Consider the following 16,115-nt stretch of genomic DNA (forward strand, 5'->3'; position numbering starts at 1 on the left):
TCCGTGCGGGGCGGGGGTCGGGGTGGGGTGGGGATGGGGTTTAGGGGCGGCGGGTCAGGGTGGAGGGGGCGCCGGCCGACTGGGCTCCTTGTGCTTCGAGTGTCAGCCGGTCTGGTGGGGTCAGCGTCAGGACGTAGAGGTTGCCGCGGGGGCAGTCGAAGGTGGCCGCACGGTCGGTCGGGTGGCTGGTGACCGCCGCGAAGACCGCGGTGTTCTGGCGGATCTGCCGCAGCTCGAGGGCTTCGGTGCAGCCCAGGTTGCGTCCGGTGGAAAGCTCCGTGAGGTCGCTGACCTGCCGGCCCACGAGTTCGCCGACCACTGCGGCGTTCAGGGTGACGGTGACGGAGAACTCGCCGGTCCTGGCCCGGGAGACGTTGTCCGCCTGCGGCGTCCCGGGGCCGACGCCGGACCATGTCCCGACCCACGCCTCCGGCAGCGCCGCGGCCGCGGCCGAGGACGGGGACACCGGGGACGGAGTGGGGGTGGCGGGCGTGGTGGGGTCGTGGCGCCGGCCGTCCCCGGGCAGCCGGATCGCGAAGGTGAGGGCGGCGGCCAGGACGGCGGCGCCGACGGCCGCGCCCACCACCCGGGGCCGCAGGGGCCGCCCGCCGCCGAAGGCGGGGGAGGGCGGCGCGGTGCCCACGGCCGCGGGCGAGAAAGCCGGCACCGGGGGAGCGGGGGGCACGGCATCCGGCAGCACCGCACCGGGCAGCACGGCATCCGGCGGCTGCGGCGGCTGTGGCGGCTGCTGTGGCGGGACTGGTGGGGGATCGGCGTGGTTCGGGGCGTGGTGCGGGGGCTGTGGTGGAGTCAGGAGCCGCAGGAGGTCGGCCTCGCGGCGGGCGATCTCCGTTATCAGGGCCGGGGCCGCCGTACGGGCCCAGTCCTCCTGGCCGGCGGCGTCCAGCCGCTGCCGTAGCTGTCCGGCTGTCGGACGCCCGGCCGGGTCTTTGGCCAGGCATTGCCTCACCAGGGCGGCAAGTGTGCGCGGTACGCCGTCGAGCTGGGGTTCGTCGTGCACGATCCGGTACAGGAGGGCGGGCAGTTGCAGTTCCTCGCCGTCGGCCTGGAAGGGGCCGCGGCCGGTGGCCGCGTAGACGAGGACCGCGGCGAGGGAGAACACGTCGGCGGGCGCCGAGGCCCGGGCGCCGGTCGCCTGTTCCGGTGCGAGGAAGCCGGGCGTGCCGATGACCGCGCCCGTCTGGGTGTGGCGGGGGTCGCGCACGGTGCGGGCGATACCGAAATCGATGAGGAAGGGCCGCTGCCGGCCCAGCAGCACGTTCGCCGGCTTGATGTCGCGGTGGACCACCTCCGCCTCCCCTACGGTCACCAGCGCGGCCGAGAGCTCCCGGGCCAGGCACCACAGGGACGCCTCCGTCAGCGGTCCGTCCCGGCGTACCCAGTCGCCCAGAGACGGCGCGGCGATGTACTCGGTGGCCAGCCACTGCGGTGACGCTCCGGGCGGGCTGAAGTCCACCACCGAGACCGTCCACGCACTGCGCACCCGGTCGCTGGTGCGTATCTCCCGGTCGAACCGTTCGGCGAAGTCCGCCTCCCGGCTCAGCTGCCGGTGCACGGTCTTGACGGCCAGCGGCCGCCCGGACGCCGTCCGGGCCAGGAAAACCTCGCCCATCCCGCCCTCACCGAGCCGCGCCAGCAGACGGTACCCCCCGATCTCCAACGGGTCGCCGGGCCGCAAAGCCTCCATCAACCCCACCTGCTCTCGCGCCCGTTGTCAGTGCCCGCAGAGTACGGACCACCTGGTGAGCCACCCTAGAGGACAAGCCCGGCGGCCCGAGGCGGGGCCGGGGATTGGGCCGGTAGTGAGACTGAGGCCGGGGGGCCGGGGACGGTACTGGGACTGGGGCGTACCTACCCGGCCCAGGCCCAGGCCCAGGCCCAGGCACCGGCCCAGGCCGGCGGTGGTCACCCATCTGAACCGCCGCGCGGCGCAGTTGCCGGCAGACGAGGGCCCGACTGGTGCCCGCGCACCGCCGTCCAGCACCTGGGACGGGTACGAGGCGCTGTACCCGCTCGCGACCGCCGCCCGGACCCGGCGCATCCGCAACGCCGCCATCGAGCGGCTGCGCCGCGGGACCGAGGTCTGAGCGCCCGGGGTGCGCCGGGCAGGAATCACAGGTCGATCCTGCTCACGTCTCGTCACACGTCCGCCGAGGGCTTAGGGTTCCGTTACCCGGCCGGGTATCAGCGTGAAAATCGATGCCACTCCGCTGGAGGATGACTCTCCGTGTCGCACGTTTCACAAGCTTCCGTCACCACCCCCGACGGTGAGCCGGCCCCGCTCGTCCCCACCACGTACGGCGAGGTCAAAGGCTGGTTCTCGGCGTACGACCAGGTGCTCTTCGACTGGTTCCTGACACGTCAGAACAGCAGTGAGGGGCAGCAGGGCGACCTGCTGGAGCTCGGCGCCTTCCTGGGGAAGAGCGCGATCTTCCTCGGACGGTACCTCCGGCCCGGTGAGGAGTTCACCGTCTGCGACCTCTTCGACTCGCCCGCGACGGACGATTTCAACGTCGCGGAGAACCGCAGCTCCTACCCCACGCTCACGCGGCGTGGCTTCGAGACGAACTACCTGGCCTTCCACGAGGCGCTGCCGACGCTGATCCAAGCCCCCACCTCGGTCGTCGCCGACCGGGTCAAGCCGGCGAGCTGCCGATTCGTGCACGTCGACGCCTCGCACCTCTACGAGCACGTCGTCATGGACATCGCGTCCTCGCGTCTTGTCGCGACCCCGGATGCCGTGGTGGTCTTCGACGACTACCGCTCCGAGCACTGCCCCGGCGTCGCGGCCGCCGTCTGGACCGCCGTGGTGACGGGCGAACTGCACCCCGTCTGCGTCTCGGCCTCGAAGCTCTACGCGACCTGGGGCGACCCGGAGCCCCACCAGGCGGCACTGCTCGCGTGGCTGGAGGAGCGCACCGATCTCTGGCACGGCGTGGACGTGATCGACGGCCGCCCCCTGGTACGCATCGGGGACCAGGGCGTGGTCGCGCCGGTGCCCCCGCAGCCGCTACACCCCGCGCCGCGGCCGGAACCGGCGCCGGTCCCCGCTCCCGCCGCCGCACGCAGGCCCGGTGCCCGCTGGCGCAAGCTGGCCAAGGACCTGCTCCCGCCCGTGGTCACCCGCGCGATCGTCGCCCGGAACCGCCGTCGCAGGGGCTGACACCGACAGGGCTGACACCACACCCCCGGACCGCGTCCGGTCCGGGGGCCGGCGCGGCGTATGCGTGTCAGACCCCCGTCGTACCCGGGCCGCGCGGCAGGCCTCGGCCTGCTGCCGGGCCGCCGGCGTCTTGTGGGACCCCTCGCCCCGGCCCACGGCCTGCGGAGGACAGGGATGACATCCGCGCACAGTGCTCCTTCGGTTTCCCCCTCGACCGCGAGGTCGCGAGCATTCGGCAGCCTCGACGCGGTCACCCACGGCAAGCGCGGCGTACCGCGTTTCCGCGGTGCGCAGAGTGGCATAGGCCTCCGGATCCCCGCACACCGCACACCGCACACCGCGCGCCGCACACCGCGCGCAGCTCGCCGCGGCGGCGTGTCGCGTCGTACGAGTGGCCGGCGCATCAGCTGGGAACGGCGGTCTGCCGCCGGAGACTTCGCGTACGTAAGGTCACTTTCCGTCGGTGATGTAGTAGTCGTTTTCGAGGTACTCCAGGGTGTAGCTGCCCAAATCTTCCTCGGAGAAGGTGGCGGAGGATTTGACCGCTTCGAGCGGCATCTCGATCTTGTCGAGGGTGCGCACTTGGACGCGCTGCGGGTCCACCGTCGCGGTCTGCAGGGCCTTCTTCTGGTCGGGTGAGATCATCCGGAACACGATCACGTAGGTCGACGTGCACGGACCGAATCCCTGGTCCTCTGCCTTCTTCGCGCCGGGCCCGGCCACTTCGCAGACCGTGTCGATGTCCTCACGCCCGAGGCCGTGGAGGTACTGCTCGTACCTCTGGATCGCGCGCTCCTTCGTCTTGGGCCCGGGCTGGCTACCGGTCACACTGGCCGACGGCTTCTCGGTTCCGGCAGACGCGGACGGCGTGCCCGACGGCACCTTCGCCGGTGTGGACGTCAACGGCTGCGAAGGCTGCACGTCAACGTTCTCCTTCGCTGTCTCCGGACCGCATCCGCACGCCACCAGCGCCACGCATGCTGAAACCGCCACGCTCAACTTCGTCCGCGCTTGCATCAGATCCCTTCCACCCGCCGACCGTCCCTCAGCAGTTCACGCAGGATCCGGCGGAACGGTTCCCGACCCGCGACCCGCCCACGGACCGGACAACCGCTGAGGCCGACACCTGGCTTGGTCGCGTGCGGGGCACCCAGAGACGCACCATCGTCGGCGTCGGCCCAGGTACCCAAGCTTACGGAAAACGACCTTGCCGGGTGCCGTCGAGCAGGAAGGCGATCGGCGTGCCCGTACCGGCGAGGCCCACGAGAGGAGGCAGCGTGGATACGTCGAATCCTGTCTCATTCTCCCGGTCACCGCTTCCCGGCACGGCCTGGGGCGTGGAAGCACACACCGAGCGCCCCACCCCGGTCACCCGCACTGCGACGCGCCGGACGGCCATCGGAACCACCTTGCCAACGCTGCAACGGAGCGGCTGACGGCGTTGGTTGGAGGGCGTCGACCGCGTCCGTGCTGCCCGGGTTGGTGATCATGAGCATGAAGCGGGCCCCCTGATCGGCCCCCGTCCCTCAGAATTTCTGACAGGCCGTGATCCAATGCCAGGCACAGCAGCGCTCAGGCCGACGCGGCCGTACCGTCCGGCTCTATGGGAACGACCCGGCGCCAGGGCAGGTTGTACGCGCCGCCGCAGTGGAGTTGGTTCCGGTCGTGACCGTCGAGGATCTCGTCCTTCAGGCCTGCCCTGGCATCCTTGCTCTGCCGCACGCTCAGTCCTGCGGCCGCACCCCGGGCCTGTCGCGGTGCGCCAGGCGGGAGAGGACCTTGGCGTACACGAGAGTCGCTGCCGCGGAAACGGTCACTATGACCGCCAGCGCGAGGATGCCCAGCAGCGCGGGCCACTGGCGCAGCGCGTCGCGGCAGAGACTGTCCTCGGACGACGGGCCGACCAGCGGACCTCGGCACATGGCCTTGTCCCCGAACTCGGGGCCGTAGTCGGCGAGCATCAGGAAGGCGAACCATCCCCAGATCACCAGGGCAAGGAGCATCCACACGATCGACCACACCTCGATACGGCGTGCTTGCCGGTGCTCCTGTTCGGCATGCGCAGGTGCGGCATCGCCCGCCTCGGGCGCTTTCTGGGCCGGCACGTCGACAGCCATATCTCCCCCTCGTGGGTAACGGTGAACGCAAGGCAGTTCATCACACCGGCTGGCCCATTGCGGTATCGCTCGCTCCAGCACGATCCCAGTCGCTCGCTGCCAGGTCGGTTGACCTGGCAAAGGCCGCCTGCTTCAGGACACGCAGAACTCAAACGCCTGCTGGTCGTGAATCTGTGTCGACGAGGAAGGACAGTAGGGCATCGTCCAGCGGTGTACGGCGACGGCGGCGCGAGACTTCGGTGTGCCTCGTGAGATACACCGAAGTCTGGAGAACGACGGCCACCGGACCCTGCTGTTCACCGCGCCCGCACCGTGCGGCAGCGTGCTGCTCCAGACCCGGCCTCGCGGCTCCCTAATCCAAGATCGCTTCCCAGACCTCGTCGCGGCGGCCGCCGAGCAGTTGCCCGCCGGACTGCTCCTCGACGGCGAGCTGCTGGTGTGGGATCCCGAGGCGGCGCGCTCGACTTCGAAGGACTTCTGGTGTCGGGGCGTCGTAAAGATGGGCCTGCCCCGATGCGGAGCCAATAGCCAGGATCCGCAAGACCGGGCACTCCGCGCGCCTGTACAGGGCCGGGAGTGGAGCAGGCCGGCGGAGTCCATGGACACCACGCCGTGCAGATCGACCAAAAGGTCCCGCGCGTCGACGGCGACGCCGTCCAGCGCCTGGAGCACCGCCCCGGCGTCCTTGTCGAGTTCCCCGCCGACACTTACCAGGATGGAGCTGCCGAAGTGCTGGACGTCCACGTTGATACCCGAACGCATGGAGGGCCACGAGCAGCGCCGCTCCCTGAGCCTTGACGACTACCACCCTGTGGTCAAGTAGATCGCCAGCGCGAAGTGGAAGCTGACGAAGCGTGGTTTCGGCCCGTGGGCCCGCGTCTGCCGGCCCCCCCAGGCAGGGCAGCGGCAGTGTGTGCAGCTCGCCGTCCTGTCCTTGGACGCGCTGGATGCTCTGTCCTGACCCGGTGTCAGCGAGCTGCCGCCAGCGGAAATCACACGCTGGGCGTGTACGCCCAGCGTGTGATCACCCCGCGAGGCTCCACCGCCGATTCCGGGCTGGAGGAGATGACCGCGCTGCGCCCGTCAGCCCCTGGGGCCCACCTGCGCTGGTACCGGGCCATGGGCCGGGACTGGGCCGTCGCCGTTCGCCGACGGGCGTCTTCCCCCCCCCGGTGGCCGGTGTGGTGTTTGCGCCGGCGCTGGGGCCGCCGCTGGTGGCGGCGCAGGGCGGGGGCGCGTACTCGGGCGGCGCGCTCGGCGGGACCACGGTCATCGGCGTCCGGCAGGTGGGCGGGCTGGACGACGCCTCGTTCGCGTACTCCTCACTGAGCGGGTGGGAGGAGCAGGGCGGCCCCGCCGGGTTCCTGGACCTGACCCGCGCCTGCCGCCGTACCGCGGCTACGACGACTTCTGGCCCTCCATGGTTCAGGGCCGTCCCTGCAGAGGGGACGGTTCAGGTTCGGGGGAGTGCGGGCTGCCCCGCGCCACGGGCCTACCGGGGGATGGGGGCGCGCCCCGGGAGACGGAAGCCGCCGGCCTTGCCCGGCCCCCGTTCCGGACGGTCTGGGTGTCGCGGGGGCAGGCCGGGCGTGGGCGGCGGGCGCATGAGGCGGTTCAGGAGCGTCGGGACCGGGTCGCAGAGTGCCGTTTTCGTCGTCCGGTGCCGGTGCCGGTGCCGGTGCCCGCGCGGTATCGGTGTGGGGTGGCTTCCCGTCCGGGATCGGAGGCGTCCCGTGCCGGTTCTGCTGCGGGCGGCGCCGGCGCGCCGGCGCTGGTGCGTGGAAGGGGCTTCCCGGGGGCCGGTTGGCCGTTGGGGGGCTGGTTGGGTGGCCCGTTTGGGTGGTTTGGGGTCAGTGGTCGGGCGGGGTACTGGTGAGGCGGTTCCACAGGGAGCGGGTGGCACCGAAACCGCTCTCGTGTGCCCACACGTGCGTGCACGCGGGGCACTGGAGGTGGAGCAGGCTGCCGGTGGTGGTGAGCAGATAGCGCCAGTGGGTGGAACACGTCCGCTGCTGCCCGCAGGGTTCGCAGTCCTGCGCATCCGCACAGTTGGGGCAGGCCACCCAGGCGCGGCGTCCGGGGTCGGCCTGGGGGTCAAGCGGCAGCACGGCCGTCTCCCCGGGCGGGCAGTACGCCGGCAGCGACCAGGTCGTCGTAGAGGCGCTGCTGCTGCGCGTCGAGCCCGGAGTACAGCAGGTCGTATGCGGCGTCCTCGCCGAGCAGCACCTCGACCGGATCCCAGTCGGGGCCGAGGGCCTCCATCACCTGAGCGCGCCGGAGCACCTCTTGCGAGGTGAGGTCGACCGCGAAGTCGACCAGCGCGGACGCGCCGGAGGCGTCGGGGGAGGGGGCGGGGTCATGGGGGGCCATACCTTGAACTTAGGTAACCCTTCCTTCCCTGGTCAAGGGAGGGTGGGCAGAGTCACAGGGCCGATGCCGAAGCTCAGCGTCGGCGCGGCCCGCAGGCGGGGAAGGAGCCGGGGCAACCGCCCCCCCGTCGGCCGCCCCCGCGAGCCCCGCCCCCGCAGCCTCGCCCCTGCAGCCTGGCCGCCGTAGTTCCGCAGTCCCGCCTTCCAGCCGTCACGGTCCCTGTTGTGTGGGCCGCGTGTGTGGGCCGCGTGCACGGTTCGTACAGGGGTGGGAAGTGGGTGTCCGCCTCCTGGTACGGGCGGATGTCGTGGATCGCCTGCTGGACGGCGCGGCATGTCCCGCCCGGCAGGCCGATTGGATCCGGCACTCCTGCCCCTGCTGTACGGCGCCCGCCTCGCCGTCGTACAGCGGCGCGGCGGCCAGCGGCTGCCCGGTGCCTCTCACCCGTCGGGGGGCTACGGCGCGTACTCGCCGTTCCGTCCCGCCACGGCGGTGTGCAGAACCTTCAGCCCCCTGTCCGCATGACGTGCGGAGCGGATGTCTCGGTCTTCCCACGCGACCTGCCCGGACCCTGATGGCAGAGCACGCCCCGGCTCACCGGCCCCGGGTACGGGTGCGGGGACCCGGGCGGCCCCGAGGGGGAGACGTGGGGTGTGGGGGGCGGTTGTCAGTGCTGGCCGGTGAAGGCCCAGGATGCGATGTCGCGGTAGTGGATCGGTCCGGGGCCGCGGCCGACGTTGCTGGCGACCAGGTGCAGGCGCTGGGCCTGCCATGGGCGGCCGGCGAACGCGGTCAGCCGGGCGGCGGTGGTCTGGACCCCGCATGAGGGATCGCTGCGGCGGGAGCGGGCCAGCGTCAGATGGGGGCGCAGCGGCCGGTCCTCGAAGGCGATGGCGCATTCCTTGACCACGGTGCGCACCTCGGCGGCGAGCAGGTGCAGCCCTTGGAGGTCGCCGCCGATCCCGCTCCACAGCACCCGCTCGTCGAAGTGCCCGGCGCCGCGAAGCGCCAGGGGCAGGGGCCGGCGCCGCGCGGCGAGGTCCGCGAGCGGCGGGCGCAGGAGCGTGAGTGTGGTGCGGGGTAGCTCCCCGAGGAACGCCAGGGTGATGTGCCAGTCCTCGATGCGGTTCCACCGCATGCGCGGGTGAGCGGCGTAGGCGGGGGCAAGTTCCCTCTCCAGTTCGTCCTTCGCGTCGTCGGGCGGGGCGAGGGCGATGAAAACGCGAACGGTCGCGGCCTGGGCCTGCTCGCGCCCGGGGGGCTCCGTAGTGAGCGGCCTGAGTGTTTCTGTTTCCGTCATCTTCCGTTCCGTACGTGCCGGTGCAGCGGGTGCAGCGGGTGCAGTGCGATTGCGGTGAAGTGTGAGGTGATGCGCCCCCGGCTCCGGGCCGCCCACCGCACCGCGGCGGTCTCCTGCCCCCGCCAGTCCGGCGAGCCCGCGGGCCTGCCGAGCCCGGCCGCCTGCCGAGCCCGCCAGACCTGCCGGACCTGCCAGCATGTCAAAGGTCCGGGAGCCGCGGAAGCCGCCGAGCGCGGCGAGCAGCCAGGTCCCGGAAGCCCGTCGAGCGCCGCGAGGGCCAAGGGTCCGGGAGCCCGCCGGGCGCCGGGGAGCGCCAGGTCCGGGAGCCGGGGTGCGGCCGGGTGCTAGCAGCCGGTGTCCGGGCCCCTGTACGGTGCTTCGCACTCCGCGCCGCCGCCTTGGGCGGCCTCCGTGCACAAGGCGGCCTCCACCTTGCCGAGCAGGCGGGCCAGTTCGGTGCGCTCTGTGTCGTCGAGGCCTTCCACGGTCTGTCCTTCCAGCTCGCCCCACGCCCTGCGGACCTCGGCCAGCAGCCCGCAGCTGGCGTCCGTCGCCTCGACCAGGGAGGCCCGCCGGTCGGAGGGGTCGGGACGGCGACGGACGTGGCCGGCCTGTTCGAGGCGCTGGAGCATCTTGGTCACCGTGGAGGGGTCCAGGCCGACCGCTTTGATCAACTCGGACTGGCGCACGGCCCCGCTGTCCCACAGGTGCATCATCAAGAACTCCTGCCCTGGGTGCAGCCCCAGATCGCGCAGCAGGCGGCCTGCCGCGATCCGGTGGAGCCGGGCGACCCGGCTGATCGCATGACTCACCGGCCCGTCCAGCACGGCGCCGGGCACCGGCGCGCACTGCGGGGCGCTACGCGCTTGCCGAACGGTTTCCGCGGTCATGGGAGCGCTCCTTGCAAGTCGGGGTGCGGCAGGGCCCGGCCGCGGGCGTGTGGCGGGCTCCCGTTCGCAGCGTCGCCGTCGTCCGGGCTGGCGCCGTGCGTGAAGGGGATCCGGCCCGCCCGGAATCCTACCCGCCCCCACATTTTACCTTGGCCGACCAACTAATGAGGTACGCTGCCTCCCGCAGCCAACAATTGGCCGACCAACTATTTTTGTGGGGCAGACATGACCACCGCTTTCGAACCGGTCCGCATCGCAGGCGGCACCCTCTCCAACCGCATCGCCCTGGCACCGATGACCCGCAGCCGAGCGGCCCGGGGCGGCATCGCGACCCCCCTGGTCGCCGAGTACTACACCCAGCGCGCCTCCGCCGGCCTCATCATCAGCGAGGGGATCCAGCCCTCCGCCGTCGGACAGGGCTACCCCTTCACCCCCGGCCTGCACAGCACCGAGCAGGTCGCGGCCTGGCGGCAGGTCACCGACTCCGTGCACGCCGCCGGGGGCCGGATCTTCGCCCAGATCATGCACTCCGGCCGGATCGGCCACCCCTCGCTGCTGCCCGACGGCCTCATCCCCGTGGCCCCGTCGCCGATCGCCGCCCGGGGCCAGCTGTTCACCGGTGAGGGCATGAAGGACTTCGTGACCCCCCGCGAGCTGACCGGCGCCGAGGTATGGCAGACCATCGCCGACTTCGCCGCAGCCGCCCGCAACGCGGTGGAGGCCGGCTTCGACGGCGTCGAGCTGCACGGCGCCAACGGCTACCTGATCCACCAGTTCCTGGCCCCCGGCTCGAACCAGCGCACCGACGAGTGGGGCGGCCCGGCCGAGAACCGAATCCGCTTCGCGGTCGAGGCGGTCAAGGCAGTCGCCGCCGCGGTCGGCGCCGAGCGCACGGCGCTGCGCATCTCGCCCGGCAACACCTACAACGACATCTTCGAACCCGACCCGCAGCCCGCCTACGAGGCCCTGGTCAAGGAGATCGACGCACTCCAGCCAGCCTACCTGCACGTGCTGGAACACGGCCCCCAGGCCCGGCAGACCACCCTGGCCCTACGCAAGCAGTTCTCCGGCCCGCTCGTGCTCAACCCGGCGACCCAGGGCCCCACCGACCACCGAGCCTTGACCCTCATCGAGGACGGCACTGCCGACCTCCTCGCATTCGGCGCCCTGTTCCTGGCCAACCCCGACCTGCCGGACCGACTGCGCACCCAAGGCCCCTACAACACCCCGGACCCCTCCACCTTCTTCGGGGGCGACGCCCGCGGCTACACGGACTACCCCACCCGCTAGAGCACACAGCCACCCGCTGGAGCGCAGCGTGCCGGCCGCCCTCCGCGCCGAGCCGCCCCAACAGCCGACCGCCCGGTCGCCGGGTCAGACAGGCGAGGCGGCGCCGTCGGTGTGACCCGATCCATGCGCGTCCCCGGGGCATGCGCACGGCGGCCGGGCTCCGATGAGCGTGCCTTCACCGCCGGCCTCGCTCCTCCAGCTGGCCGTACGAGGCATCGCGCGCACTCCACCGAGCGCACTCCACCGCGTCCGGCCGGCTCCCCAGCTGCCGCGAAGACCAGGGGCGGGCACGCACCACCACCTTGTGGGTGGCCGGGGCCCGGGCGGCCGGCCCGGGCGGTGGGGCGTCGGTGGTGGGGAGACTCCTGAATGGCGCGGGCTTTAGCCGCCCGGCGTCCGGGGCGCGGCAACGTTCCCGGACTGTTCTACTGCCGGGACTGGAAGAGACCGGCGCGCTGAGGGAACGGCCGGGCATCCCGAGAAGCGCTCGGGTGCCGTCAAGTCGCGGGTTTGCGGGACTCGGCGATACCGTCCGGTGGTGTTCATCCTGGCTGCACGGAGAGGAATCCCTGACCGTGACCGGCCGGAAGTGAGAACACTCGTGAACGTCCTCGACTCCCAGACCCGCACCGGTTCCCGGCGACGGCTTCGCGCCGTGGCGCCCGCTTTGTTCCAGGCGTTTCTCTGTGCCGTGCTGGCAGCGAAACTCATCGAGCCGGTGACCGGCAGCCCGTGGATCCGCGCTCTGGTGGCCGCGGCGGCCCTGGCGGCCGCCTTCGCGCTCCTGCGGCGTCCCGGTGCCTGCCCGCCGGGAAGGAATCCCGCCTCCAGCGCGCTCCCGGCGAGGCATTCGACGGCGCCGGGCCCTGCGCCACGGCATGGGGAGAAACCCTGACCGCCACCGGTGGGACCGTGCCTGTCTGCCTGTCTGTCTACCTGTCTGCGGGCCGGTTGGGGCGCTTCGGGAGCCGGCCGAAGGGCGCCGTTCCGTCTCCCTGGTTTCGGCGAGAGCGGGCACAGCACTCGCCTGTCTCGCCCCGAGTGCTCTCATCTGAGGGCCCCGGACCGCCGGTCCGCCGGTCCGCCGGTGGGCGGGTGGGCGGGTCGGGCGGGTGGGCTGGGTGTGCAGACGGCCCCGGGATGTCTGTCTCCGGGGGCCGTTTGTGTCCTTCGCTTGACCGTGTGGTTCAACGACCGGCTGGCGGGAGTGTCACGCCGGCAGGGTGCAGGTTTTGTGTGAAGGGTGAGAGCGGCGCGCTGCGGAGGCAAATGGGCAGACGGTACAGGGTGTTGATCTGCATCGGCCTGACTCGGCATTGCCTCTGCCTGACAGCGGGCCCCGCCGTCCAGGGCTGTGCGCCTGCCTTGAGGGTTGTCGGCCTTATCGCGGCAGGGTGGGGCGGCGGTGCGCCCGCGCGGTGCCGACCCCGGGGCCGTATGGCAGACCGGCGGCCGTGGGGCAGCTGTATGTGGAATGCGGTCGCCCCGGCGGACAGGCTGATGCTGTCTGGGCGGTGACCAGGTGGTCACATCGCCCGGTATCGGGATTGCCTGTCGCCGGGCCGCTTCGGTGTCCGCCAAGGGGCGGGAACTGGCCGGGACACCCGGTGCCGTGCCGGGTGTGTGGGGAGTGCGGGAAGCCCGCCCGGGCAGGCGGGGGTATGCGAGCACTCGTGCAACGGGGCGGGCTGCCGGCTGCGCCCCGCCCGGCCCCGGCGCCTCGGCCGGTCCCGGCGCGCCGCCGGGGACCTGCGCGGTGCGCAGTTCCGGCGGCGCAGCCCTGCCCGGCGTCCGCACGGCGTCCGGTCCGGCGTCCGCCCGGCGTCCGCACGGCGTCCGGTCCGGCGTCCGCACGGCGTCCGGTCCGGCGTCCGCACGGCGTCCGGTCCGGTGTCCGCCTCGGTGTCTGCCTGGTCTGGGGGCCGTGAGCTGGGCCTGCGGCGCGGCCGGGCCCTGTGCGGCTGCGGCCCGCCGGCAGGCCGCTCTCGTCCCCGGGTCCGCTTGCGCGGCCGCCCCGTACAGCCCGCGGCGGCGGCCTGGTGAGGTGTGCGGGTCGGGGCGGGTGTGTTAGGAGAGCGGCCCGGCGGGGGCGGACGCGGCGGTGTCGGAGGCGGGGGAGGCGGGGGAGGCGGGGGAGGTGGGGGAGGTGGTGGGGAGGTAGTAGACGGACCGGCCTTGCTTGGAGCGTTCCAGGAGGCCTCGGGCGACGCCCTGTTCGAGGGTGTTGCGGATGACGGCCGCCTGCACCTTGCGTTCGGGGTGTGCGGTGGTGATGCTTTCGGTGACCTCGGCGGCCGACCTCGGTTCGCTCTGGCCGGTGAAGACGGCGGTGACCAGCTCGAGCCAGGACGGCCCCACCGCGTCCTTCTTCGCCGCGGCGGTCTTTCCCGCCGCTTTCCCCGCGCGTGAAATTTTCGCGGGTGTTGTCGTGGCCGGCTTGGCGGCTGCCGCGGTCTTCTGCCCCGCCGGGGAGGCGCTGCGCGCGGCGGGCACCACGGCACGCTCGGCACCGCGTTCGGCACTGTGCTTGGCACCGCGCTTGGCGGCCGGGGCGGGCGCGGGCTTGGCGGTGATACCCAGCGCGTCCTGCATCTTCACGAGGATCTTGCTGTTGTCCTCGAGCTGACTCAATTCCTCCTGCAGCCGGTGCAGTTCGCTGCGCACCCGTTCCTGCGCCGCCTGGTTGGCCGAGAGATCGCCGGCGATCTGCTGGGCGTAGTCGTCTTTGATACCGGCCCCTTTGGTGTCACTGCTCATGGGATCCTCATGTCTCTCGCGGATGTACGTGTGTGACGCGATGGTACGCAGCACGTGATTGCTTCGTGCGAGAAAGCGGAGAGCGAATGCCGAAGGGATGCGGCAGCGCTTCCCGTTCGAGAGGTACCGGAAATATTTGATGAGAACTTCCCCGCCCTGCACGGCCGCACGGCCCACACGGCCCGGATGAGACATGTGGGCGCCGGCGGACCCCCTGCGGCCGCGGACTGCAGGAGGTGAGCCGGCGCCTCCCGGTGAGCCGGCAGCGGCCGGCTGCGAACCGTGCGGCCCGTGCGGGGAGATGGAGCGGATCGCAGGAAAGACGGGACGGCATTTCGCCGGCGGCGGGCGCAGCGCAGTCCCCCTGCCGGGCCCGGCCTGGCCTCTGCGCCCCGGCCGCCACCTGCAGGACGGCGGCGCCGCCGCCCGGCCCGGGCCCGGCCGCGCGCCACGGTGCCGGCCGAAGTCCGGTGCGCCCGGTGCGGATCGCACCCGGGCCACGCATGCGAACAAAAGGGGGGAGGGCTTTACCCGGGCCGGCCGGCGTACCGCATCAAGCATCCCGCCGGCCTGGCACCCGGGAAAGCCGGCCGGCGAGGGTGAGGGGCGGGGTGCGTGGAACACCGGCCGCCCCCTTGAGGGAACCGCCGGAAGAATATGGCGCGGCGGATATCCCCGGCCGCCGGCCGCCACAGCCCGAATGCCGGAACAATGCGAGCGGCACCGGCCGCCCCTGGGGCGGCATTCCGGTCTGCCGAGACAACCCAATGCCCCGGCTGCACCGGCAACACCCCTTCCGCGGGCCGCCGAACACCGTCGCAGGCGCAGGCGCAGGCGCAGGCGCAGGCGCAGGCGCGGGCGCAGCAGGGCGGGCGACCACGGACAGGTGAAGGCGCGCCCGGCGCACTCCCGCCCGGCGATCGCCCTCCCTCCCGGGGGCTGCCGTCGCAGCGGCTCTGCCGGCTCCCCCCGCCCGGTGATCGCCCTCGCCCCCGCCGAGGGCGTCGCAGCGGCTCTGCCGGCTCCCCCCGCCCGGTGATCGCCCTCGCCCCCGGGGGGGCCGCCGTCGCCGCGGCCCTGCCGGCTCCGCCCGCCCCCGCCCGGCCGCCAGCCGGGGCGGCCGGCACCGCCCCCCCCCGCTGACAGGCCAGTGGCCGACCCGGCCACCCCAAGTCACCGTTCTAATGGGTGACGTATGGTGGAGACGGCCCCGCAGGACATACGAAAGGACAACCCGTGACGAGTGAGACCGAGCAGAAGGCATGGCTGGCCGGCGGCTGTTTCTGGGGCATGCAGGACCTGATCCGAAAGCTCCCCGGCGTACTGCGCACACGGGTCGGCTACAGCGGTGGCGGCACGCCCCACCCCACCTACCGCGATCACGGCAGCCACGCGGAGTCCATCGAGATCGTCTTCGACCCCGCCGCCACCGACTACCGCACCATCCTCGAGTACTTCTTCCAGATCCACGACCCGACCACCAAGAACCGGCAGGGCAACGACATCGGTACCAGCTACCGCTCCGCCGTCTTCTACCTGGACCAGGAGCAGCAGCGCATCGCCCAGGAGACGATCGCCGACGTCGAGGCGTCCGGTCTGTGGCCGGGGACGGTGGTGACCGAGGTCGTCCCCGCCGACGAGTTCTGGGAAGCCGAACCGGAGCACCAGGACTACCTCGCCCGCTACCCCGAGGGCTACACCTGCCACTTCCCGCGCCCCCACTGGAAGCTCCCCCGCCGGGGCTAGGGCGGCTCTTGCGGCTCGCGCCGGGCCCGCGCTGCCCGCCCCCCCTCGCCGTGTTGCCGGGACTCCCGGGTACGTCCGGTATGAGGGGAGCCACTCCGCCTTGTCGGGCACTCCGCCTTGTCGGGGCTCCCGGGTATGTCCGGTATGAGGGGAGCCACTCCGCCTTGCCGGGCACTCCGCCTTGCCGGGACTCCCTGGTAGGTCCGGTACGAGGAGCCACTTCGCCTTGCCGGGACTCCCTGGTAGGTCCGGTACGAGGGAAGCCACTCCGCCTTGCGATGCACGGCACCGGACAACGCGGGCCCGGCCGGCACGATCCGAAAGACCCGCCCCGCCCCGCCCGTCACACGCCGACGGGCGGCCGGACGGCCGCGCCCCAGGGGGGCGGACGGCTGCGCCCCCGGCTGCCGGGCCGCCCGCGGGGCTGTCGGGCCGCCCCGGGCCGCCGGGCCGTCCGGCCG

The 16,115-nt window shown here is 72.6% G+C and carries 13 protein-coding genes and 2 pseudogenes; 6 read left to right on the forward strand and 9 right to left on the reverse strand.

From position 1 onward, the window contains the following. Positions 1–40 precede the first annotated feature (40 nt). Positions 41–1,708, reverse strand: a complete 1,668-nt coding sequence (locus ACWGIF_RS12255; RefSeq protein ID WP_453494954.1) for a serine/threonine-protein kinase — start codon at positions 1,706–1,708, stop codon at positions 41–43. Between the two features lie 214 nt (positions 1,709–1,922). Here ACWGIF_RS12255 and ACWGIF_RS12260 point away from each other — a divergent pair, with 214 nt between their 5' ends. Together ACWGIF_RS12260 and ACWGIF_RS12265 are read left to right on the forward strand one after the other, a co-directional pair. Further along, positions 1,923–2,108: a hypothetical protein gene (locus ACWGIF_RS12260; protein WP_453494956.1), complete on the forward strand. Its 186-nt coding sequence runs from the start codon at positions 1,923–1,925 to the stop codon at positions 2,106–2,108. A gap of 140 nt (positions 2,109–2,248) precedes the next feature. Beyond that, complete coding sequence (locus ACWGIF_RS12265; RefSeq protein ID WP_453494959.1) at positions 2,249–3,184, forward strand: class I SAM-dependent methyltransferase; 936 nt, start codon at positions 2,249–2,251, stop codon at positions 3,182–3,184. 450 nt (positions 3,185–3,634) lie between these two features. On the opposite strand, the gene ACWGIF_RS12270 is transcribed toward ACWGIF_RS12265, so the two are convergent. From ACWGIF_RS12270 to ACWGIF_RS12280, 3 genes are all read right to left on the reverse strand, one after another. Next, the gene (locus ACWGIF_RS12270) at positions 3,635–4,012 is read right to left on the reverse strand and encodes a hypothetical protein (protein WP_453494962.1); all 378 of its coding nucleotides are present in this window, start codon (positions 4,010–4,012) and stop codon (positions 3,635–3,637) included. A gap of 744 nt (positions 4,013–4,756) precedes the next feature. Continuing rightward, positions 4,757–4,906, reverse strand: a complete 150-nt coding sequence (locus tag ACWGIF_RS12275; protein ID WP_453494965.1) for a hypothetical protein — start codon at positions 4,904–4,906, stop codon at positions 4,757–4,759. Between the two features lie 2 nt (positions 4,907–4,908). Beyond that, on the reverse strand, positions 4,909–5,301 hold the full coding sequence (locus ACWGIF_RS12280) for a hypothetical protein (RefSeq protein ID WP_453494968.1): 393 nt from the start codon (positions 5,299–5,301) through the stop codon (positions 4,909–4,911). A 748-nt stretch (positions 5,302–6,049) separates the two neighbouring features. Between ACWGIF_RS12280 and ACWGIF_RS12285 the strand changes: the two are divergent. Both ACWGIF_RS12285 and ACWGIF_RS12290 read left to right on the forward strand, forming a co-directional pair. Beyond that, a pseudogene (locus ACWGIF_RS12285) lies at positions 6,050–6,384 on the forward strand (telomere-associated protein Tap); the annotation flags it as partial. A gap of 86 nt (positions 6,385–6,470) precedes the next feature. Next, positions 6,471–6,727 (forward strand): annotated as a pseudogene (locus ACWGIF_RS12290) (histidinol phosphatase); the annotation flags it as partial. Between the two features lie 424 nt (positions 6,728–7,151). Here the strand turns inward: ACWGIF_RS12290 and ACWGIF_RS12295 are convergent. From ACWGIF_RS12295 to ACWGIF_RS12310, 4 genes are all read right to left on the reverse strand, one after another. Next, positions 7,152–7,409, reverse strand: a complete 258-nt coding sequence (locus tag ACWGIF_RS12295; protein WP_453494970.1) for a hypothetical protein — start codon at positions 7,407–7,409, stop codon at positions 7,152–7,154. Next, the gene (locus tag ACWGIF_RS12300) at positions 7,396–7,671 is read right to left on the reverse strand and encodes a DUF6400 family protein (RefSeq protein ID WP_453494973.1); all 276 of its coding nucleotides are present in this window, start codon (positions 7,669–7,671) and stop codon (positions 7,396–7,398) included. Before ACWGIF_RS12300 ends, ACWGIF_RS12295 begins: the two co-directional genes overlap by 14 nt. 667 nt (positions 7,672–8,338) lie before the next feature. Beyond that, the gene (thpR, locus tag ACWGIF_RS12305; protein WP_453494976.1) at positions 8,339–8,971 is read right to left on the reverse strand and encodes an RNA 2',3'-cyclic phosphodiesterase; all 633 of its coding nucleotides are present in this window, start codon (positions 8,969–8,971) and stop codon (positions 8,339–8,341) included. Between the two features lie 344 nt (positions 8,972–9,315). Continuing rightward, a complete protein-coding gene (locus ACWGIF_RS12310; protein ID WP_453494979.1) occupies positions 9,316–9,861 on the reverse strand; it encodes a MarR family winged helix-turn-helix transcriptional regulator in 546 nt (181 codons plus the stop codon). 225 nt (positions 9,862–10,086) lie between these two features. On the opposite strand from ACWGIF_RS12310, the gene ACWGIF_RS12315 reads away from it, so the two are divergent. Then, positions 10,087–11,151 carry an alkene reductase gene (locus tag ACWGIF_RS12315; RefSeq protein ID WP_453494982.1) on the forward strand — a complete coding sequence of 355 codons (1,065 nt, stop codon included), beginning with the start codon at positions 10,087–10,089 and terminating at the stop codon, positions 11,149–11,151. 2,067 nt (positions 11,152–13,218) lie between these two features. On the opposite strand, the gene ACWGIF_RS12320 is transcribed toward ACWGIF_RS12315, so the two are convergent. Continuing rightward, positions 13,219–13,908, reverse strand: coding sequence for a hypothetical protein (locus tag ACWGIF_RS12320; protein WP_453494985.1), 690 nt, complete (start codon positions 13,906–13,908; stop codon positions 13,219–13,221). Between the two features lie 1,236 nt (positions 13,909–15,144). Here ACWGIF_RS12320 and msrA point away from each other — a divergent pair. After that, positions 15,145–15,654, forward strand: a complete 510-nt coding sequence (gene msrA, locus ACWGIF_RS12325; RefSeq protein ID WP_453494988.1) for a peptide-methionine (S)-S-oxide reductase MsrA — start codon at positions 15,145–15,147, stop codon at positions 15,652–15,654. The last annotated feature ends 461 nt before the right edge of the window (positions 15,655–16,115 follow it).

It is taken from the genome of Streptomyces sp. NPDC054849, from assembly GCF_053610945.1.